Source organism: Curtobacterium sp. TXMA1, assembly GCF_020162095.1.
In the GTDB taxonomy this organism is placed as follows: Bacteria; Actinomycetota; Actinomycetes; order Actinomycetales; family Microbacteriaceae; genus Curtobacterium.
In genome coordinates this window covers 1,290,550-1,309,114 of sequence record NZ_CP083910.1, presented here as the reverse complement: position 1 = coordinate 1,309,114, position 18,565 = coordinate 1,290,550, and the positions used below count along the sequence as shown (strand labels likewise).

The 18,565-nt window shown below is 74.7% G+C and carries 17 protein-coding genes and 1 riboswitch; of the genes, 7 read left to right on the top strand and 10 right to left on the bottom strand.

What is annotated here, in order from left to right; genetic code table 11:
- Window positions 1-90: 90 nt before the first annotated feature.
- The 5 genes from LCG91_RS06240 to LCG91_RS06220 form a co-directional block, all read right to left on the bottom strand.
- The gene (locus LCG91_RS06240) at window positions 91-1,113 is read right to left on the bottom strand and encodes a hypothetical protein (protein ID WP_224442853.1); all 1,023 of its coding nucleotides are present in this window, start codon (window positions 1,111-1,113) and stop codon (window positions 91-93) included.
- Window positions 1,077-1,688 carry a hypothetical protein gene (locus LCG91_RS06235; protein ID WP_224442852.1) on the bottom strand — a complete coding sequence of 204 codons (612 nt, stop codon included), beginning with the start codon at window positions 1,686-1,688 and terminating at the stop codon, window positions 1,077-1,079. Before LCG91_RS06235 ends, LCG91_RS06240 begins: the two co-directional genes overlap by 37 nt.
- Window positions 1,688-4,111 carry a glycosyltransferase family 2 protein gene (locus LCG91_RS06230; protein WP_224442851.1) on the bottom strand — a complete coding sequence of 808 codons (2,424 nt, stop codon included), beginning with the start codon at window positions 4,109-4,111 and terminating at the stop codon, window positions 1,688-1,690. Before LCG91_RS06230 ends, LCG91_RS06235 begins: the two co-directional genes overlap by 1 nt.
- A gap of 501 nt (window positions 4,112-4,612) precedes the next feature.
- Window positions 4,613-5,593: a FecCD family ABC transporter permease gene (locus tag LCG91_RS06225; protein WP_224442850.1), complete on the bottom strand. Its 981-nt coding sequence runs from the start codon at window positions 5,591-5,593 to the stop codon at window positions 4,613-4,615.
- Complete coding sequence (locus tag LCG91_RS06220; RefSeq protein WP_224442849.1) at window positions 5,590-6,642, bottom strand: FecCD family ABC transporter permease; 1,053 nt, start codon at window positions 6,640-6,642, stop codon at window positions 5,590-5,592. Before LCG91_RS06220 ends, LCG91_RS06225 begins: the two co-directional genes overlap by 4 nt.
- Window positions 6,643-6,831: 189 nt before the next feature.
- Between LCG91_RS06220 and LCG91_RS06215 the strand changes: the two genes are divergently transcribed.
- Window positions 6,832-8,409: a S1C family serine protease gene (locus tag LCG91_RS06215; protein WP_224442848.1), complete on the top strand. Its 1,578-nt coding sequence runs from the start codon at window positions 6,832-6,834 to the stop codon at window positions 8,407-8,409.
- A 33-nt stretch (window positions 8,410-8,442) separates the two neighbouring features.
- Here the strand turns inward: LCG91_RS06215 and LCG91_RS06210 are convergent, their stop codons facing one another.
- Together LCG91_RS06210 and LCG91_RS06205 are read right to left on the bottom strand one after the other, a co-directional pair.
- Entirely contained in the window at window positions 8,443-9,600 is a 1,158-nt protein-coding gene (locus LCG91_RS06210) for a hypothetical protein (protein WP_058729206.1), read from the bottom strand.
- Between the two features lie 9 nt (window positions 9,601-9,609).
- On the bottom strand, window positions 9,610-9,942 hold the full coding sequence (locus LCG91_RS06205; protein ID WP_224442847.1) for a hypothetical protein: 333 nt from the start codon (window positions 9,940-9,942) through the stop codon (window positions 9,610-9,612).
- 50 nt (window positions 9,943-9,992) lie between these two features.
- Between LCG91_RS06205 and LCG91_RS06200 the strand changes: the two genes are divergently transcribed.
- Entirely contained in the window at window positions 9,993-10,355 is a 363-nt protein-coding gene (locus LCG91_RS06200) for an RNA-binding S4 domain-containing protein (RefSeq protein ID WP_058729205.1), read from the top strand.
- Window positions 10,356-10,373: 18 nt separating this feature from the next.
- On the opposite strand, the gene LCG91_RS06195 is transcribed toward LCG91_RS06200, so the two are convergent.
- Together LCG91_RS06195 and LCG91_RS06190 are read right to left on the bottom strand one after the other, a co-directional pair.
- Window positions 10,374-11,318 carry a J domain-containing protein gene (locus tag LCG91_RS06195; RefSeq protein WP_058729204.1) on the bottom strand — a complete coding sequence of 315 codons (945 nt, stop codon included), beginning with the start codon at window positions 11,316-11,318 and terminating at the stop codon, window positions 10,374-10,376.
- A 112-nt stretch (window positions 11,319-11,430) separates the two neighbouring features.
- Window positions 11,431-12,183, bottom strand: a complete 753-nt coding sequence (locus LCG91_RS06190) for an aminoglycoside phosphotransferase family protein (protein WP_058729203.1) — start codon at window positions 12,181-12,183, stop codon at window positions 11,431-11,433.
- A gap of 150 nt (window positions 12,184-12,333) precedes the next feature.
- On the opposite strand from LCG91_RS06190, the gene LCG91_RS06185 reads away from it, so the two are divergent.
- Window positions 12,334-12,975, top strand: coding sequence for a GntR family transcriptional regulator (locus LCG91_RS06185; protein ID WP_058729202.1), 642 nt, complete (start codon window positions 12,334-12,336; stop codon window positions 12,973-12,975).
- Window positions 12,972-14,225: an MFS transporter gene (locus LCG91_RS06180; protein ID WP_224442846.1), complete on the top strand. Its 1,254-nt coding sequence runs from the start codon at window positions 12,972-12,974 to the stop codon at window positions 14,223-14,225. Before LCG91_RS06185 ends, LCG91_RS06180 begins: the two co-directional genes overlap by 4 nt.
- A gap of 94 nt (window positions 14,226-14,319) precedes the next feature.
- Here the strand turns inward: LCG91_RS06180 and LCG91_RS06175 are convergent, their stop codons facing one another.
- Window positions 14,320-15,222, bottom strand: a complete 903-nt coding sequence (locus LCG91_RS06175; protein ID WP_224442845.1) for an NUDIX domain-containing protein — start codon at window positions 15,220-15,222, stop codon at window positions 14,320-14,322.
- Window positions 15,223-15,290: 68 nt separating this feature from the next.
- Window positions 15,291-15,386, top strand: a riboswitch (TPP riboswitch).
- On the opposite strand from LCG91_RS06175, the gene thiM reads away from it, so the two are divergent.
- The 3 genes from thiM to thiD all read left to right on the top strand — a co-directional run bounded on the left by thiM (window position 15,375) and on the right by thiD (window position 18,507).
- Window positions 15,375-16,301 carry a hydroxyethylthiazole kinase gene (thiM, locus tag LCG91_RS06170; RefSeq protein WP_224442844.1) on the top strand — a complete coding sequence of 309 codons (927 nt, stop codon included), beginning with the start codon at window positions 15,375-15,377 and terminating at the stop codon, window positions 16,299-16,301. Its footprint overlaps the riboswitch before it by 12 nt.
- On the top strand, window positions 16,298-16,966 hold the full coding sequence (gene thiE, locus LCG91_RS06165; RefSeq protein ID WP_224442843.1) for a thiamine phosphate synthase: 669 nt from the start codon (window positions 16,298-16,300) through the stop codon (window positions 16,964-16,966). Before thiM ends, thiE begins: the two co-directional genes overlap by 4 nt.
- Window positions 16,963-18,507: a bifunctional hydroxymethylpyrimidine kinase/phosphomethylpyrimidine kinase gene (gene thiD, locus LCG91_RS06160; protein WP_224442842.1), complete on the top strand. Its 1,545-nt coding sequence runs from the start codon at window positions 16,963-16,965 to the stop codon at window positions 18,505-18,507. The genes thiE and thiD overlap by 4 nt, the downstream gene beginning before the upstream one ends.
- Window positions 18,508-18,565: the final 58 nt, after the last annotated feature.

Below are 18,565 nucleotides of genomic sequence, written 5' to 3'. Positions count from 1 at the left end.
CACCGAGGCGACCCAGCTGACGGACGGGAGGCGCGGGGCGGATCCGCACCGCGCCTCCAGACCGGAACAGGGTCACGTCGGTGCGTCCACTCACGGAGCCGGCGTCGCCGTCGCCGTCCCGGACGGGGCCGGCTCCCCGGAGGCGATCCCGTCGAGGATCCGGCGCACCTCGGCGTCCTTCAGCCGCACCCAGGGCGACCCGTCCGGGTCGCTCGTCGACGCTTCGGGGCTGTCGCCGGTGTTCCACCACTTCGACTGGTACGGGATCCCGTGGAAGAGGACGCGGGCACCCGTGTCGTACTGCGCCGTGCCGGACCACGCGGCGTAGGAGCCGGCGGGCAGGGTGAGCGGTTGCACCGGCTTCTCACCGGGCAGGACCGGCCCGATGATCTGCCACGGCGTCTCGTAGGCGCTGAGCACCGGGTCGTCCGGCAGGTCGCCCGAGGTCCACCACTTCGCCTCGTAGACGTTGTGGTGCCACACGACCTTCGTGCCCTCGAGGTACGAGGCGTCCTGGTCCCAGACCGGGTACGGGCTGGTCTTCGGGTCGTCGGTGGGCTGCTCGGTCGCCGACGGCTCGGCCTCGGTGACGTCGGACGCCGCCGCGACGATGCCGCCGGTGAAGCCCTTGCCGAGCACGTCGGCGAACAGCAGTCCGTGCTGGTCGACGCCGGAGCACGAGTTCGAGACGGTCGACAGGTTGACGTAGTTCGAGCCGCAGGTGGTGTCCCGGTTCAGCGACCACATCGACATCCGCCCCAGCCCGCGGTCACGCGCCCAGGCGTTGAGCTTCCGGGCGTCGCTCAGCGAGAAGACCTCGTCGCGGACGTCGTTCTGGCCGATCATCGGGGTCGCGCCGACCTTGTGCCAGAGCGTGCCGTCGCCGAGGGGTGTGCCCGCGCGCTGGTACAGGACGCCGAGCTGCCGCTGGACCTCCTGCAGCGCCTGCACCGAGGCCGAGTACATGCTCTGGCTGGAGCCCTTCGCCTCGCCGTAGTCCATCGTCATGGCGTTCACGCCGGCGAGGTCGACGCCCGCAGCGAGGAACTGCGACACGGCGGTCGTCCCGTCCTCGGTCAGGCCCGAGGGCGCGGCCGGCAGGGTGAGCCACACCGCGAGCGGGTGGCCGGCCGCCCGACGCTGCTCCTGCAGCGCCGCGACCGCCTTCGCCCGGCGCTCCCCGCGGTGCGGTTCGTCAGGTCGTCGCCCTCGACGTCGAAGTCGACGGTGGACAGGTCGTAGCGCTCCACGACCTGGCGGTAGGCGCCGAGCAGGTCGGACCCGTTCGTGCAGGTGGTGGCGAGCTCGTCGTTCGCCAGGCCGCCGAACGACACCCCGACCTCGCCGTGCTGCTGCTGCAGGCGGGCGACACGGCGGTCGAGGTCGAGCTGGTCCGCCGCACCCTGCAGCGAGTAGTAGGACCCCCACGTCGGCGAGCAGGCGTCGTCGTGGTCGGCGACGACGAAGGACAGCATGACGTTGCGACCCTTGGCCGACTTGACGTCCTCGAACGCGAAGGCCGGCGTCGCGGTGACGTCCGTGTAGGCGCCGAACCACGCGGGCTGCCGCTCGGTCGCCTGCGCGGCGTGCCAGCGGTCGAAGCCGGCGTACCCGGCGACCGCGACGGCGGCGGCGACCACGACCGCGATGGTGACCCGGACCGGGGAGAGTCGTCTCGTCGTCGACATCAGGCTGCGCTCCGTTCCTGCTGGGGGCCGGTCGTGCTGGCCCGGGTGGACGCGACCGGGCGGGCGCCGGTCGCACCGACGACGTCGGCGTCGTGGCGCACGGGCAGGTTGCCGCCGCCGTGGCCGAAGTAGAGGACCGCGTGCCAGTCCTCGGTGACCGGCTCCGGGACCGGGCCGACCCCGTGGCGACGACGTCCGTGCCGACGCTCCGCGCGGGCGGCGTGACGAGCGGCACGACGGGCCGCTCGCGCCGAGGGGTCGTAGTACATCCACCGGGTGGCCCACAGCCAGACGTCGACCACGGAGTTCCACACGCCGATGTAGGCGATGATCGCGTACGTGGCGAGGAGCGCGTTGAAGGCGGCGAAGACCGCGTTCCCCCAGTTCTGCGCGCCGTAGTCACGGACGAAGGTGAAGACCGAGAACGCCACGATCGCGTACGGCGCGAGCACGTAGAGCGCCGGCGACGCGGTGCGGTCCCGCACCTTGGGCGTCCGGGCGAACGGGATCTTCTTGGCCGTCAGGGCCTGCTGGATGCTCTTGAGCACGCCCGCCACGTTCACCGGGGTCAGGATGAGGTTGAAGCCGTAGATGCGGAGGACGTCGGTGCGCTTGTACCCGCAGTACTCCAGGTCGCTCGACAGCAGCCAGAAGTACGGCAGCGCGGCGAGGAGCACCATCGGGCTGAGCAGGCGCGAGTCGTACGGGTACGCGAGCAGGAAGACGAGCCCGAACGACGCCCAGGTGATCGACGCCATGTAGTTGACGCGCAGCGCCATCTCGACGAGACCGACCCGCTCGCCACGTGACCGGCGTTCGCGGACCTGCCGGACGTACTTCGGCAGGATGAGGAGACCGCCGTTCGCCCAGCGTCGGCGCTGGACGACGAGCGACCCGAAGTCCGGCGGCGTGGCGCTGTAGGACAGGCGCTCCGGGTAGTTGACGAGCGTCCAGCCGTGCATGCCCAGGTCGACGCTCGACTCGGTGTCCTCGATCACGGTGCGGTCCTGCACGTAGCGCTTCACCTCGAAGCCCCCGACGGTCTCGACCTCCTCGATGTCGCGGAGCGCCTGCGTGCGGATCACGGCGTTCGCCCCGACCCAGAAGGTGGCGTCGTAGCGGGACATCCCCTGGTGCAGGATGTGCTGGATGTCGGTGGTGGCGCCCGCGAGCCGTTCGATGCGCGTCGCGGCACCGCGGAAGGACGAGTACGGGGTCTGCGTCACCGCGACCCGGGCGTTCTCCGGCTGCTCGAGGAAGTAGACCAGGCGCAGGCAGTAGTCGCGCAGCAGGACGGAGTCGGCGTCGAGCGTCAGGAGGTAGTCCGAGGCCGGGACCACCAGGTCGGCGGCGGCCGGGTCGGCGACGGTGCGCAGGACGGTGCCGGACGCGGTCTCGTCGAACGCGTACGCCCCGCCCATCAGGCCGATGTACGCGTTGAGGTTCATCGCCTTGTTGGCCTCGTCGGACAGGTTCACGTACCGCTTGCGCTCGAAGGTCGTGAGCTCGGCCGTGAAGGTCCAGGCGAGACGGCGCTGCAGCTCGAGTGCCCGGGCGGAGGTCACCTCGCTGAAGTCCTGCCCGAGGGCGACGGCGTCGGCGATCGCGGCCTCGAGCGCCTCGGCGGTCAGGCGGAACTCGTCCGCGAGCCCGACGAGCACCTGGTCGTGGAAGAACCGGTCGACGTGGTCCGCGACCTCGTGCTCGCGGGCGTTCCGGCGGAGCCACGCGTCGGCCCAGCGGTGGTGCTCGACGAGGGTCCGGAGCGCGTGCGTGCTGGCGAACGGTGCCGCGTCCGCCTCGACCTCGGCGGAGAACAACGCCTCCTGGAACCGACGCGAGGGCGCCTCGAGCTGCGCCTGGATGCGGCCCGCGACCGCGCGGGTGCGCTCGAGCTTGTCGAGCGTCTCCGGGTCGGTCGGGAAGGGCGCATCGTCGACCAGCAGGACGACCCGCAGGGACGGGTACTCCTGGAGCGCCGCCGACCAGAGGGTGGTCGCGACGACGTCCGGCTCCTCGGCGTAGCTCGGCACGAGGACGGTCATCGGCGCGTCGTGGCCGGTCGCGAAGTGCCGGTCGAGCTCGGCGCGCGGGACCCGCACGTGGGCCGCGAAGCGCTCCATCGCGCCCTGGCGGGCGACCAGGTGCATGAGCGCCGAGAACGTGAGGAAGGTGACCACCACGAGGTACGAGATCGCCTCGGTGGTGAACCGGAAGCTCTCGGTGCCGTAGTCGAGGAACTGGCGGATCACGGTGTAGACGACGTACGCCAGCCAGAAGGCGATGGTCAGGATGATCGCCACCCGCCCGGAGACGAGCTTCCGGTCGGAGGGGCGGGCGTGCAGGGTGTCGAGCGGACGGGTCCGGCGCTCGGCACCCCACTGGCGACGGCGCGTCGGTGCACCGGCGGGCAGATCAGGCATGGCAGTCCTTCGTTCCTCACGGACCAGCGCTCCGTCGGGTCGGGCGCTGTCGGGTGTCCGGTCGGTCGGGACGACGGTACGAGGGATCGCGGCGGGCGCCGACACCCGAACGGGGGGTCGGGGCGGTTGTGTGCGGGATCGCGCAGCGCGGTGCGGCATCACGTGGGCCGCACGCGGCACCCCGCACGGGCCGCACGGGCCGCACGGGCCGCACGGCGCGACCGTGTCGAGGCCTGGACCGAGCGCTGCCGGGCGGCACGGAAGGACGCCACCATGCGCCGGACGGGAGGCGCGGCACCGGCCCGCCCCGCGCCTCCCGTCCGCCCGGACACCCGTTCCTTCCCAGAACGGCTGAGATGGGATGCGGAAGCGGGCGTACCTGGTGGATGAGGACGACCTGGTACGCCCGGAACGACCAGGTACACCCGGCAGGCCCAGGTACGCCCGGAACGACCAGGTACACCCGGCAGGCCCAGGCACGCCCGGGCTCGGGCGCGGTCGCTACCGGCCGCGCGCGAGCAGCCAGAGCAGGTACGGCGCCCCCACGACGCCCGTGACCACCCCGACCGGCAGCGCGTTGCCGGGGATCGCGAACTGCGCCACCAGGTCGCTCGCGAGCGTGACGACCGCACCGACCGCCGCGACCACACCGAGCGCGACGCGACCGTTGCCGACGAGACGGCGTGCGATCGGGGCGGCCATCAGCGCGACGAAGGCGACCGGTCCGGCGGTCGCGACGGCACCCGCGGTCAGCCCCACGGCGGTGAGCAGCAGGAGCACCTTCGCCCGGTCGGGCCGGAGGCCGAGGGCGGCCGCGACCTCGTCGCCGAGCGCGAGCACCGTCAGCCGCCGCGACTGTGCGAGGGCGGCGGCCAGGAGCACGACGACGGCGACGGCGAGGATGCCGACGAGCGTCCGGTCGACGGCGTTCAGGCTGCCGGAGAGCCAGAGGAGCGCGGTGCCGGCCTGCTGCACGGTGCCCGCGGTCAGCATCCACCCGGTGATGCTCAGGCAGATCGCGGCGACCCCGATGCCGACCAGGACGACCCGGTTGCCGGTGATCCCGCGGCGCCACGAGAGTGCCGCGATCACGACGGACACGAGCACGGCTCCGACCACGACGGACCCGAACAGCACCCCGCCGCTCGCGCCGAAGAGCACGATCGCGGTCAGGCCGGAGGCGCTCGCCCCCGAGGTGATGCCGATGACGTCCGGGCTCGCGATCGGGTTGCGCACGACGCTCTGCACGATGCCGCCGGCCGCACCGAGCGCGGCCCCGACGAGCAGCGCCCCGGCGACCCGCGGCCCGCGGAGCTGCCCGATCACGAAGTCCGAGACGGTGTCGCCGTGGCCCACCAGTGCGCCGGCGACCTGCAGCGGCGTGAGCGGGATCTCCCCCACCCCGAGTCCGACGAGCACGAGGGCGACCAGGAGCACGAGCACCGCGCCGAGGACGACGAGCTCGCGGCGGAGGGCGGTCACAGGCCGGTCACCACCCGCGACCGGACGAGCCAGATGAAGACCGGTGCGCCGATGAGCGCGGTCACGATGCCGACCTGCAGCTCCCCCGGGTACGCGACGACCCGTCCGACCACGTCGGCGACGAGCAGGAGCGCGGGTGCGACGAGGGCGGACAGGAGGATCGTCCAGCGCTGGTCGGGTCCGCTCAGTCGGCGGACGGCGTGCGGGACGGCGAGGCCGACGAACGCGATCGGTCCGGCGGCGGCCACCGCGGAGCCCGCGAGCAGGACCGTCACGACCCCGCCGACGACGCGGACGAGGACGACGCGCTGGCCGAGCGAGGCCGCCAGCTCGTCCCCGAGCGCGAGGGTGTTCAGGGAGCGGCCGAGTCCGGCGGCCACGACGAGCCCGACGAGCACCGGGGCCGCGACGACTCCGGCGGTGCCGAGGTCCTTGCCCGCGAGTGCGCCGACCTGCCAGAAGCGCAGCTGGTCGAGCAGGCTCTGGCTCGACACGAGGACCGCCGTCGTGATCGACGACAGCGCGGCGGCGACCACCGCTCCGGCGAGTGCGAGCCCGACCGGCGACAGGCCGCGGCGGGCGACGGCCGCGATGCCGTAGACGAGCAGCGCCGCGAGTCCGGCGCCGACGAAGGCGAAGGGCAGGTAGGCCGCCGTCCCGCTGATGCCGAACACCGCGATGCCGACGACGACGGCGAGGGCCGCTCCGGCGTTGATGCCGAGGATGCTCGGGTCGGCGAGCGGGTTCCGGGTCACACCCTGCATGACGGCACCGGCCACCCCGAGCGCGGCACCGGCGAGCAGCCCGACGATCGTCCGCGGGACGCGGTTGCCGAGGACGATCAGCCCGACGTCGTCGTTCCGGTCCGGGTGCAGGACGACGTCGACCACGGTGCCGAGCGGGATCGGGCGCGAGCCGAAGGCCACGGAGAGTGCGACGGCGACCACGAGCGCGGCGACCGCGAGCAGGGCCGCCCCGACGAGACGGGACCGCGAGGCGGGTGCCGGGCGGGGCCGGACGGCGGGGGTGACGGGTGAGGACGCGTGCATGGGAGGTGCGGCAAGCCTAATCCCGCACCTCGTACGGCGGCCCCCGAGCAAGCCCGGAGCAGCCACTGGGTCCGTTCATAGGGTCGTCATGGGTTCGGCTCCTGTACTGGTCTCCGTCGACGCCCGACCGGGTCGTCGAGGAACACACCGCCACCCCCGGGGTGGTCGAGGGACGACCGGAGAGCACCCATGAACGAGAACCCCGCCGACGACCAGCGCGCGACCGACCGCCCCGGCTGGGAGGCCCCGCACGCCGACCGCGACACCCTCCGCCCCGCCTACGCCTTCGACGGCAGCGGCCCGTGGCTGTACGGCACCGACGGCTCGGGGCCCTACGCCTACACGCCCGACGGCCGCGGCCCCTACCTGATCGGCAGCGCAGCCCTCGGCGGTACCTCGCTCGGCGGCACCTCCGGCCCGGGTGCGACCGCCTCCGGCGCGACCGCGTCCGGCACGACCGCCCACGGCGCGACGAACGCGGCTCCCACCGGCGGCTCCACGCCCTGGGGCTGGACCTCGGGTGCAGCGGCGGCGAACCACCCCGACACGAAGCGCCCGCGGCGGCTCGGGCTCGTCATCGGCTCGGGTGTCGCCGCACTGGCGATCATCGGCGCGGCCGGCGGCACCGCCCTCGGGCTGTCCTCCCACGGCACGACGACGACGTCGAGCCAGTCGCAGGGCTCGACGACGCTCCCCGGCGGCGGCTCCGGCACGAGCGGCGGGACCGGCGGCGGCACGAACGGCTTCACCGTCCCCGGGTACGGCAGCGGCTCGGGCAGCGACGGCAGCAGCGGGAGCGGGAGCAGCGGCAGCAGCAGCAGCGGCACGGGGACGCAGACCGCCGCGACCCCGGCGACGACCGCCCAGGAGAAGGGCGTCGTGACGATCGACACCGTGATGAACTACGACACCTCGTCGCAGGCAGCGGGGACCGGCATGATCCTCACCTCGGACGGCTTCGTCCTGACGAACAACCACGTGGTGCAGGGCGCCACGAGCATCACGGTCACCGACGAGACGACCGGCAAGCAGTACCAGGCAGAGGTCGTCGGCACCGACGCCACGCACGACGTCGCCGTCCTCAAGCTGCAGAACGCCTCCGGGCTGTCCACGGTGGCGCTCGACGACGACGGCGAACCGTCCACCGGTGACGCCGTGACCGACGTCGGCAACGCGGAGGGCACGGGCAACCTCGTCGCCGCCGCGGGCACCGTCACCGCACTCGACCAGGACATCCAGGTGCAGAGCGAGTCCGGCACCGGCACCGAGTCGCTGCAGGGCCTCATCCAGGTCGCCGCGCAGATCGTGCCGGGCGACTCGGGCGGCCCGGTCCTGGACAGCGAGGGCGAGGTCGTCGGCATGGCGACCGCGGCGTCGTCCGGCTCGGCCGAGGTCACCGGGTACGCCATCCCGATCACGACGGCGAAGGCGATCGCGGACAAGATCCTCGCCGGGGAGTCCTCGGACACCATCACGATCGGCCTGCCGGCGTTCCTCGGCGTCGAGGTGGCCTCGACGGCGACGTCGCAGACCACCGCGGGGGTCCCGGTCGCCGGGACCGTCGACGGCTCGGGTGCGGCGGCAGCGGGTCTGGTCGCCGGCGACACGATCACGAGCCTCGACGGCACCGCGGTCGCGAGCAACGACGCGCTGACGGCGGCGATCCGGGCCCACGCCGTGGGCGACCGCGTGCAGGTCGGCTACACCGACGCATCCGGCGCGGCGCACACCGTGACCGTGACGCTGACCGCGGGCCCCGCCGCCTAGCGAGCAGGGGCAGCGGCAGCAGCAGCAGCAGCGTCAGCCCAGCAGCGCCCGCACCAGGGACCGGTAGACGTTGGCCGGGGAGTCGGACCGGAAGGCCGTCTCCCCGGCCTCCGTGCGTCCGACCCGCGCGAACCCGATCCCCTCGGCGTGCACGACGACGACCGGCGCCGGCCGCCCCGGCCGACGGATCGACGAGACCGTCCACGGCGCCGCCCAGAAGCGTGCCAGGCGCGGGTCTGCCTCGGCGACGGCCGCCGGCAGGTCCGACGCGGTCGCGGCGGTCCCCGTCCTGCGGGACAGCAGGTCCGCGCCGACCGACCCCGTGCGGAACGGGAAGGTCCACGACGGGCGGATGCCGAGCCTCCCGGCCGCGAACGCGACCACGCGCTCGACCGGCAGCCGGGCGACGGTGCCGCCCGTCTCGTCCGTCCCGTCGACGACGGTCTCCGACCAGGCCTGGAGGCGCGTGGTCCGCCCGTCGGGCAGCCGCTGTTCGAGGGTGACCGGCTGGGTGTCGTCGGCCCAGGGCGCGAGGAGCTCCTGGGTGGCCTCGGGCAGCGTCCCGAGGCGGCCGACGAGCCCGGTCTGCACGAGTTCGCGGCCGGCGGGCGAGCGCAGGAGCATCGGGTCCCACCGGCGACCGGCCAGGCTGCGCAGGGTGGTCAGCGCGTCGGGCCCCAGGTGCGTCCCGTCGAGCTGCGGTTCCGGCGCGGCGACCGGGAGGGCCTCGAGCTCGCGCTGCGGTCGGGACGCTGCGGGCTCGGTGGCGCGGACGGACTCGAGCACGCTCGACACCAGGTCGTCGGTGGCGAGCATCCGGGTCAGCGGCCGCTCGACGGTGAGGTCGACGCGGTGCCGTCCGGTGACGAAGAGCAGGTGGCTGCCGGTGACGTCGCCCTCCTCGTCGGGGCGGACGTACTCGACCAGGCGGGCCGGCGCTCCGGCGGCGGTCCACGGATCGCAGCCGATGAGCCGGAGCCCCTCGACGGAGCCGGGCAGGCGTTCGAGCAGGCTGGTGTGCTCCTCGGCGATCGTGCGCTCGGAGGGACGGGAGCGGACGGTCAGCACCACGTCGTCGCCGGTCAGCCGGAGGTCGGCCTGCGGGGCGTCCTCGCGGCGCCAGCGGTCGGGACGGCGGAGGGTGAGGCGGGAGGTTCGGTCCTCGGTGCCGAGCGGGACGGGGACGGCCATGGGTCGAGGCTACGTGGCGGCCGCTGCGGGGACGGCGACGGCTCGCCGGTGACCGGCGGCGAGGGCTGCGGCGACGTCGCCGTCAGGGTCGACGCGGTCGGGGCGCGGGTGGCGGGGGCACGGGCTTCGCCGCGACGACGTCGGCGAGCCGGACGTCGAGGGCCCCCGGCGCGTCTCGATCGTCACCGTGTCGGCGGTGCGTGCGGTCAGCGTGCCGAGGGCGTCCTGCGCACCGTCCCCGTGCCGTGCCCGCACCACGAGCCGGTCACCGAGCGTCGCGTCGGACAGCACACCGAGCGCCAGTGCCCGGGCGAGGGCGTCCTGCTGCGGCGGTTCCTGCACGGGTCGAGCGTAGGGCCTGCTCGCAGGACCGGGCCGCCTAGGCTGGGCGGATGGAGAAGGCACGCGTCGACAGCTGGATCTGGGCGGTGCGGATCACGAAGACCCGCTCCGCGGCGACCAGCGCGTGCAAGGCCGGTCACGTCCGGGTGAACGGCGAGCGCGCGAAGCCGGCGCAGCCGATCGCCCCCGGGGACGAGGTCCGGGTCCGCCAGCACGGCTTCGACCGTGTGGTCGTCGTGCGGGGCATCATCCTCAAGCGCACGAGCGCGACCGAGGCGGCGAAGCACTTCGAGGACCGCACCCCGCCGCGGCTGCCCCGCGAGGAGGCCGGCTTCGTCCCGACGCGCGACCGCGGGGCAGGGCGTCCGAGCAAGCGGGAGCGCCGCGACCTCGAGAAGCTCCGCGGGTACTGAGTCCCGGGTCCGGGCGCCTCAGACGAAGCGGACGGTCTGCTGCAGGCGGTCGCGGATCTCGAACACGTCGACGGAGCCCTCCGGCGAGAACACCCCGTTCAGGACCTGCCCCAGGGCGCTCCGGCGGACCACGAGCGCGGTGGGCTTCCGCGCCGGGCCGACGACCTGGACGTCCTCGTCGACGGCGGCGTCCGGCACGACCATCAGTCGCCCGGTGAACTTCACGCGGGTCTGCTTCTGGACGGCCCGGGCGGCACGGACGAGCTCCTTGACCGGGCGCTCCCCCGGTGCCAGGGTCTCGCCGGCGATCTCACCGTGCTCGATGCGCACGGGCGCTCCCCAGTCGATCGACTCGACGGCCCAGAGCCCGCTCGGGGTGAGGACGGCGTGGTCGAGCTTGCCCTCGGCACCGGCGTCGAGGTCGTGCCAGACGCTCACGCCGATGCCCATGTCGGACACGATCGCGGCGGTCGCCTCCTCGGCCAGCGCCTCGGCGAGCAGGCGCCGGATGTGGCGCGGCGCCGACCGGACGAGTGCGGGGTCGTACGGGTCCTCGATCGGGTCGCCGAGGCCGACCCACTCGCGTTCGGCCTGCAGGAACACCTCGCGCGAGCGGCCGCCGGGGTGGCCGTGCGAGCGCGCCCGCGGCCGGGAGTCGCGTCGGGCGGTCGGGGGCGCGAAGCCGCCGCCGTCGTCGTGCGACCAGACGGACGAGCCGGACGGACCGGACGCCGTCCGCGGTGCCGATGCACGCGACCCCGCGTCGTACGCGCGCCGGGCGGCCGGGGTCCCGATGCGCTCCCACGCGATCTGCACCTGGCGGAAGCGCCGGGCGTCGCCGCCGAGGTCGGGGTGGGTCTCGCGGGCGGCCCGGCGGTAGGCGCGCCGGAGCTCGTCGTCGTCGGCGGTCGCGGGGACGCCGAGGACCTCGTACGGGGTGGCGTCGGCCGGGCTGTCGGTCATGGCCCTGCGACACTACCCGCTGCAGCATCGGAGTCCGCCGCGTACGCGCTGGGAGCTGCCGGGAGGCCCGGTGCACGTCCGTCGCGCGCGTCCCGTCCTCGGGACGCCGGGGTCAGCCTGCGGTGACCGCCTCGTGGATCGCGTCGGCGTGCGACTCGATCCACGTGACGTCCGCGCGGTACAGGTCCGCGTGCCCGTGCTCCAGGTCGCTGAGGAACTTCGGGTTCCCCGCCGCAGCCTCGGTCTCCATCGTCGTGACGAGCGCGACGAGCGACGCCGTCATGGTCTCGACGAGCACCCCGCGGGAGCGGTCGTCGAGCCCGTAGGCGCGGCAGAACTCCGCCGCCCGGTCGAGGCGTTCGTCGAGCCCCGGCGCGGTACTGCCCTCGACCAGGCCGGTGGTGAACGGCGCGAAGCGGTAGACGGCGCTCGCGACGTCCCACACCCGCGGCCCGGGGTGCGCGGTGTCGAAGTCGATGAGTCCGACGGCCGCGATGCCGTCGTAGACGCAGTTGTACGGCGCGAAGTCGCCGTGCACGATCGTCTCGACCGGCAGTCGTTCCGCCTGCGACCACACGTCGACCGTCGCGTCGCGCGGGTAGGTCGCCGCGACGTCGTGGTACTGGCGGAGCAGCCGCGCGGAGGTGACGAGGGCGGCCTCGCTCGCGATCTCGGTGCTCCACGGGTAGTTCCCCGCTGTGCCGGGCACGAAGCTCACCGTCTCGACCGCGCCGCCGACGGCGATCGGTTCCGGGGCCGCGACGAACCCCTGCTCGTGCAGGTGCGCGAGCAGCCGGTGGACCGTCGGCGTCCAGGGCCCCGCGGGGCGGTGGACGCGGTCGTCGGCTCTGGTGACACGCTCCATCGTGACCTCCTGATCGGTACGTCTCCGTTGACGTGAGGGTCAGCGTAGCGACGGTGGCCGGGGAATGTCTCGATCCGGTCACGAACCGTGTGTGACGTTCTCGCTCCGCACGGGATGCAAGGTTGCATGCAAGGCGTAGGATCGGCTGTCGTGAGCGACACCAGCACCGAGGCACCCGCGGCGGAACGGGCCTACGAGCACGTCAAGCGGGCGATCATCCGTGGCGACCTGCCCGGCGGCACGGCGATCAGCGAGAACGCCCTGTGCCAGGAGATCGGCGTCTCGCGGACACCCGTGCACGAGGCGTTCCTGCGGCTGGCGGCCGAGGAGCTCATCCTGCTCGGAGCCCGCCGGGGCGCCGTCGTGCGCCCGATGTCGCCGAACGAGGCGGCGGACGTGCTCGAGATGCGCGAGGCGATCGAGTCGACGGCGGCGACCCGCGTCGTCACCGACGGTCGCGCGCCGGAACTCGCACCGCGCCTCCGGGCCGAGCTGGCGGAGCAGGAGGCGGCGGTCGCGGACGGCGACGTGGACCGGTTCGTCGAGCGGGACGCGGCGTTCCACGCAGCCGTGATCGCGGGGTCACGGAACGCGATCGCGGTCCTGTTCGCCCGGACGCTCGCCGACCGGCAGCAGCGGCTCCGGCACCAGTTGATGCGGCTCCGGCCGGAGCAGCTGCAGGCGTCGCTCGACGACCACCGCGCACTCGCCGCCGCTCTCGACGACGGCGACGCCGAGCGGTACGCCGCGGTCCTCCGCGCCCACGTCGCCTCGCACCGGGGTGCGCTGTGAGCGGCGCGACCGGGAGCGTCCCGACCACCGGGTCGGTCGCAGCGCCGGCGAGCCGGGTGGCGCCGTGGGCGATGGTCTGGGGTGCGGTCTTCGTGTGCTCGTGGGGCGGCAACCAGTTCTCCCCGCTGCTGCTCATGTACGAGGAGCGGGCGCACTACTCGTCCCTGCTCGTCAACGCATTCCTCGGCGTCTACGTGCTCGGGCTCGCACCCGCGCTGCTCGTCGCCGGGTCGCTCTCCGACCGGCACGGGCGGAAGCCGCTCATGCTCGTCGGCATCGGCGCCGCGGTCGTCGGCAGCGGACTCCTGGCCCTCGGGCCGCTGGGTCCGGGGTTCCTGGCGGCCGGACGACTGTTCTCCGGGGTGACGGTCGGCATCGCGATGGCGGTCGGCAACAGCTGGGTGAAGGAGCTCTCGCAGGGCCGGTACGACCCGACCGCCGACACCGGCTCGGGTGCACGGCGGGCATCGCTGGCGTTCACGCTGGGGTCCGGGATCGGCGCGCTCGTCGCCGGCGGGATCGCGCAGTGGGGCCCCGTGCCCGAGGTCCTGCCGTTCCTCGTGCACGTCTGCGTCGCGGCGCCGTTCGCCCTCGTCGTGTGGCGGGCACCGGAGACCGCGGTGCACGGCGGCCTGGCCGGGCCGTGGTGGCGGCAGCTCGCGATCCCGAGTGCCGGGCACCGCCGGTTCACGCGGGTCGTCGTCGTCGCGGCGCCGTGGATCTTCGGATCGGCCGCGATCGGCTACGGGTACCTGCCGACGCGGCTCGCGGGGGCGACCGGCCCGTGGGGGCTCGTGTTCGCCACCGCCGCGACCGTCGTGGCGCTCGGGGTGTCGAGCGCCGTGCAGCCGTTCGCGAAGCGGGTGCACTCGGTGTCCTCGGCGCGCGGGCTCGTGACCGCGGTCGCGGTGGTGACCGTCGGGATCGGGATCGTGCTCCTGGCGATCGAGCTGCAGTCGGTGTGGGTCGGGCTCGCGGCGAACGTGGTGATCGGCGTCGGGATGGGGACCGCGCTGGTGTCCTCGTTGCTCGAGGTGCAGCGCATCGCCGGGTCGCGGGACCTGGCCGGGCTGACGGGGGCGTTCTACGCGGTGGCCTACAGCGGGTTCCTCGCGCCGGCGGTCATCGCGGCGGTCGTCGGCGGCGCCGGGGTGCCGGTGTCGGTGGTCCTGGCCGTCGTGGTCGGACTCGGCGTGGTGTCGTGGGTGGCGCTGCTGGTGTCGTCGAAGCGGTACGTGCCCGAGGCCTGACGCAGCGGCACGCCCGACACAGGTCGCGCCGGTGCTCGCGGTGGCGGCAGCGGCACGCCCGACACCGTGGCGCGCCGGTGGTCCCGGCGTCGGGCTACTGCTCGCGGAACCAGCCCGGCCCGCGCGCCTCGGCACCCAGGGCCTCGACGCGGGTCCGGAGCTCCCGGTCCGCCGTGACGACGACGACCGGTGCACGGCCGTCGGCGAGCGCCGTACGGACGGCCTCGACGATCGCGTCGTCGCCGGAGCCCTCGGCGCGGACGACCTCGACCGAGGCGCTGTCGGCCCCGGACCCAGTCGCGGCTGCGGCCCGCGCCTCGCCCTCGACCACCACCGTCCACCGAGGCCACCACCGCGCGAACGGCAGCCCGAGCTCGTTCGCGTCCAGCCCCCGTGCGGCGAGCGCCGCCACGGACGACAGCAGTCGCTCCGCCGCACCCGCGCGGTCCCGCCACCAGCCGTCCGGCACGCTGCCGACCACGTTCGCCGCGTCGACCACCACGTGCGGGGCGGTCTCGATCGCGGCTCGGAGCGCCGGCCACGAGGCACCGAAGCCCGGGTGCAGCGGCAGCGCGTCGACCTCGGCGACGGGCACCCACGACAGTGCGAGGCTCTCGCGGTCGGCGATCACCGGCTCGAACGGGGTCCGGGCCCGGCCGACGACGGTCGTGTAGGTCCAGAACCCGAGGTCGAGCACGGCGGCGTGCCGGAGGTCGATGCCGTCCTCGGGCACCCCCGCTTCCTCGGCGGACTCGCGGAGCGCCGCGGTGACGGCGTCCTCGTCCTGGTGCCGTGCTCCGCCGGGGATGCCCCAGGTCCCGCCGTGGTGGCTCCACTCCACGCGGTGCTGCAGGAGCACGCGTCCGGCGCCGTCGTCGACGAGCAGTCCGGCCGCGCCGAAGCGTCCCCAGGCCTTCGTGCCGTCCGGTCCGACGGCCCACGCGTCGCCGGGGTCTCGGGGTCCGGGCGGCGGTCCGGGAGGGGTCACGTCAGGCACCCGTCAACACTGGCACACCGCACCCCCGGTGTGCCCGGAGGACGTCGTCGGACGTCGTGTACGGTGTCGTCCGAGACACGGGGTGCCGCACCGAGCGGCTGAGATCACACCCGTCGAACCTGCTCGAGCTCGTACTCGCGAAGGGATCGTCCATGCACACTGCTGCGCCCGTACCCGGATCCGCCGGCGCCCCGTCCCCGGACTGGGCTGCCCGCACCGCCACGCTGCTCGAGGAGGTGCGCGCCCGCAGCCCCCTGGTGCAGTGCATCACGAACACGGTGGTGCAGAACGTGACGGCGAACGTCCTGCTCGCCCTCGGCGCCTCCGCCGCGATGGTCGACGTCACCACCGAGGCCGGCCCGTTCGCCCGGGTGGCCGACGCCCTGCTCGTCAACACCGGCACACCGCACCCCGAGCCGCGCGCGGCGTCGGTCGAGGCGGTCACCGCGGCGGTCGACGCCGGCACCCCGTGGGTCCTGGACCCCGTCGCCGTCGGCTCGCTGCCGGTCCGCACGGCACTCGCCCACGAGCTGCTCGCGCTCCGCCCGTCCGTGCTGCGCGGCAACGCCTCGGAGGTCCTCGCCCTGCTCGGTGCCGCCGACGGCGGCCGCGGGGTCGACAGCACCGCCGGGACGGACGAGGCGCGGGAGGCCGCACTCCGGGCGTCGGACGGGAGGCTCGTGGGCGCCGTCGCCGTGTCCGGTCCCGTCGACCTGCTGGTCGCGCCGGACACGGGCGTGGTGCGGGTCGCGAACGGGACACCGCTGCTCACGCGCATCACCGGGGGCGGCTGCGCGCTCGGCGCCGTGATCGCCGCCTTCGCGGCGGTGGTGCCGGAGGACCCCGGCACGGCCGCCGTCGCCGGCACCCTCGTCCACACGGTCGCCGCCGAGCTGGCCGCCCGGGACGCCGGCGGGCCCGGCACGTTCCAGCCACTCTTCCTCGACCGGTTGGCCGCGTTGACCCCCGAGGACGTCGTCCGGGTGGCACGCGTCACGACGGACGCCACGCCGCCGAGCACGGGGCCCGAGCCTGCGAGCACGGCACGGGCTGCCCTGCCCGCGGCGGTCCGGCCGTGAGCGCCCCGACGGACCTCGGCGTCTACCTGGTCACCGACCCCGTGCTCGTCGACCGGCACGGCAGGGGCGTGCTCGGCGTGGTCCGTGCCGCGGTCGACGCCGGCGTGCGGTTCGTGCAGGTGCGGGACAAGCAGGCGCCGGTCCGCGACCTCCTCGCCCTGACCGCCGCGGTGGCCGACGCCGTCGGGGACCGCGCGACCGTCGTGGTGGACGACCGGACCGACGTCGCGCTCGCCGCCCGACGCGCCGGCCACCGGGTCGCGGGCGTCCACCTCGGCCAGTCGGACCTGCCGGTCGCCGCCGCCCGGGCGCTCCTCGGGCCGGACGCCCACGTGGGGCTCACCGCGAACACCCCGGAGCACCTCGACGCCCTCGCGGAGCTGCCCCGCGGCACGGTGGACCTGCTCGGGGTGGGCGTCGTCCACCCCACCTCGACGAAGCCGGACCACCCGCCGGCGCTCGGCGTCGACGGCGTCGCCCGGATCACGCGTGCGGCTCGACCGCTCGGTGTCCCGTGCGTCGCGATCGGCGGGGTCACCCTCGACGACGTCGCCCCGCTGCGGGCGGCCGGTGCGGCGGGCGTCGCGGTGGTGTCCGGGATCTGCGCTGCCGCCGACCCGCACGCGGCGGCAGCGGCGTACGTCCGCGCGTGGAGCGGGGCATGACCGCCCCGGGCGCAGGCGCAGACACAGTCAGCGGCACCGGCACAACAGCGACGGAGCACACCGGGCCGACCACGGGGGCCCGACCGGGCGGGCTGCTCGTCCCGCGCGTCCTCAGCATCGCGGGCACCGACCCGACCGGCGGCGCGGGGCTGCAGGCGGACCTCAAGGCGATCGTGGCGCACGACGGCTACGGGATGGGCGTCGTCACGGCCCTCGTCGCGCAGAACACCCACGGGGTCCGGTCGGTGCACGTGCCCGACGTCGGGTTCCTCCGCGAGCAGCTCGACGCCGTGTCGGACGACGTGGTGGTCGACGCGGTCAAGGTCGGGATGCTCGGCACCGTCGAGGTCGTCCGCACGGTCAGCGACTGGCTCCGCGAGCACCGCCCGCCCGTGGTCGTCGTCGACCCGGTGATGGTCGCGACGAGCGGGGACCGGCTGCTCGACCCGCAGGCCGCGGCCGCGATGGGCGACCTGCTCGTCCTCGCCGACCTGGTGACCCCGAACCGCGCGGAGCTGACCGACCTCGTCGCGCTCGCCGGGGGCACCGCTGCGACACCCCTGGAGTCCGCACGTCTGGTGGCCCGCCGCTGGGACGTCCTGGTGCTCGCGAAGGGCGGCCACGACACCGGCCCGACGTCCGACGACGTGCTCGTCCGGCCCGACGGCTCCGCCCGGACCTTCCGGGGGCCGCGGGTCGCCACGAGCAACACGCACGGCACGGGGTGCTCGCTGTCGAGTGCGATCGCGACGCTGGCTGCACGCGACGGCGACTGGGAGCTCGCGGTCGGCGAGGCGAAGTCCTGGCTCACCGACGCGCTCCGGGGTGCCGACGCCCTGCACGTCGGGACGGGCAACGGCCCGGTCGACCACGGCGCCCGCACCCGTGCGGCCCTGCCCCCGGTGACCTGGACGGACCGGTGGTGGACGGACGTCGCGGAGACCCTCGACGCGACGCGCTCGTGCGCCTTCCTGGAGGGCCTGGCCGACGGCACGCTCGACCCGGACGTGTTCGCCGGGTACCTCGCGCAGGACGTCCACTACCTGCGAGCCTACGAGCAGCACCTCCGGCGGCTCGCCACGGCCACGGACGGGGACGATGCGCGGTCCTGGGCCTCGGCAGCCGAGGGCTGCGCGGACGAGGCACGCGACCTGCACCACCGCCGTCTGGCCGGCACCCACGCCGACGACCCGGTCCACCCGACCTGCGCGGGGTACCTCGCCCACCTGCAGGACGCGGCCGACAGCGGGTCGGTCGGGGTGCTCGCCGCCGCCGTGCTGCCGTGCTTCCGGGTCTACGCCTGGGTCGGGACGCAGCTCGGGCATGCTCCGGAGGGACACCCGTTCGCGGACTGGCTCGGTGCGTACGGGGACCCGACGTTCGCGGCGGCGAGCGCCGCGGCGACCGCACGGGTCGAGGCACTCGCCGCGGCTGCGGACCCGGCGGAGCGGGGGCGGATGGCGCGGGCGCACCGGCGGTCCACCGAGTGGGAGCTCGCGTTCTTCCGGATGCCCACGGAGCCGCCCGGCTGGCGCGGCTGACCGGACCACGGCGGTGGCACCCGCCACGGGACGGACAGGAGGCACGGGGCGGACACCA

Coding starts and splice junctions, on each gene's coding strand:
- LCG91_RS06190 (WP_058729203.1), bottom strand. CDS start 12,183: ATGGAGCGTGTCACCAGAGCCGACGACCGCGTCCACCGCCCCGCGGGG.
- LCG91_RS06195 (WP_058729204.1), bottom strand. CDS start 11,318: ATGACCGACAGCCCGGCCGACGCCACCCCGTACGAGGTCCTCGGCGTC.
- LCG91_RS06235 (WP_224442852.1), bottom strand. CDS start 1,688: ATGTCGACGACGAGACGACTCTCCCCGGTCCGGGTCACCATCGCGGTC.
- LCG91_RS06215 (WP_224442848.1), top strand. CDS start 6,832: ATGAACGAGAACCCCGCCGACGACCAGCGCGCGACCGACCGCCCCGGC.
- LCG91_RS06210 (WP_058729206.1), bottom strand. CDS start 9,600: ATGGCCGTCCCCGTCCCGCTCGGCACCGAGGACCGAACCTCCCGCCTC.
- LCG91_RS06220 (WP_224442849.1), bottom strand. CDS start 6,642: ATGCACGCGTCCTCACCCGTCACCCCCGCCGTCCGGCCCCGCCCGGCA.
- thiD (WP_224442842.1), top strand. CDS start 16,963: ATGACCGCCCCGGGCGCAGGCGCAGACACAGTCAGCGGCACCGGCACA.
- thiM (WP_224442844.1), top strand. CDS start 15,375: ATGCACACTGCTGCGCCCGTACCCGGATCCGCCGGCGCCCCGTCCCCG.
- LCG91_RS06230 (WP_224442851.1), bottom strand. CDS start 4,111: ATGCCTGATCTGCCCGCCGGTGCACCGACGCGCCGTCGCCAGTGGGGT.
- LCG91_RS06200 (WP_058729205.1), top strand. CDS start 9,993: ATGGAGAAGGCACGCGTCGACAGCTGGATCTGGGCGGTGCGGATCACG.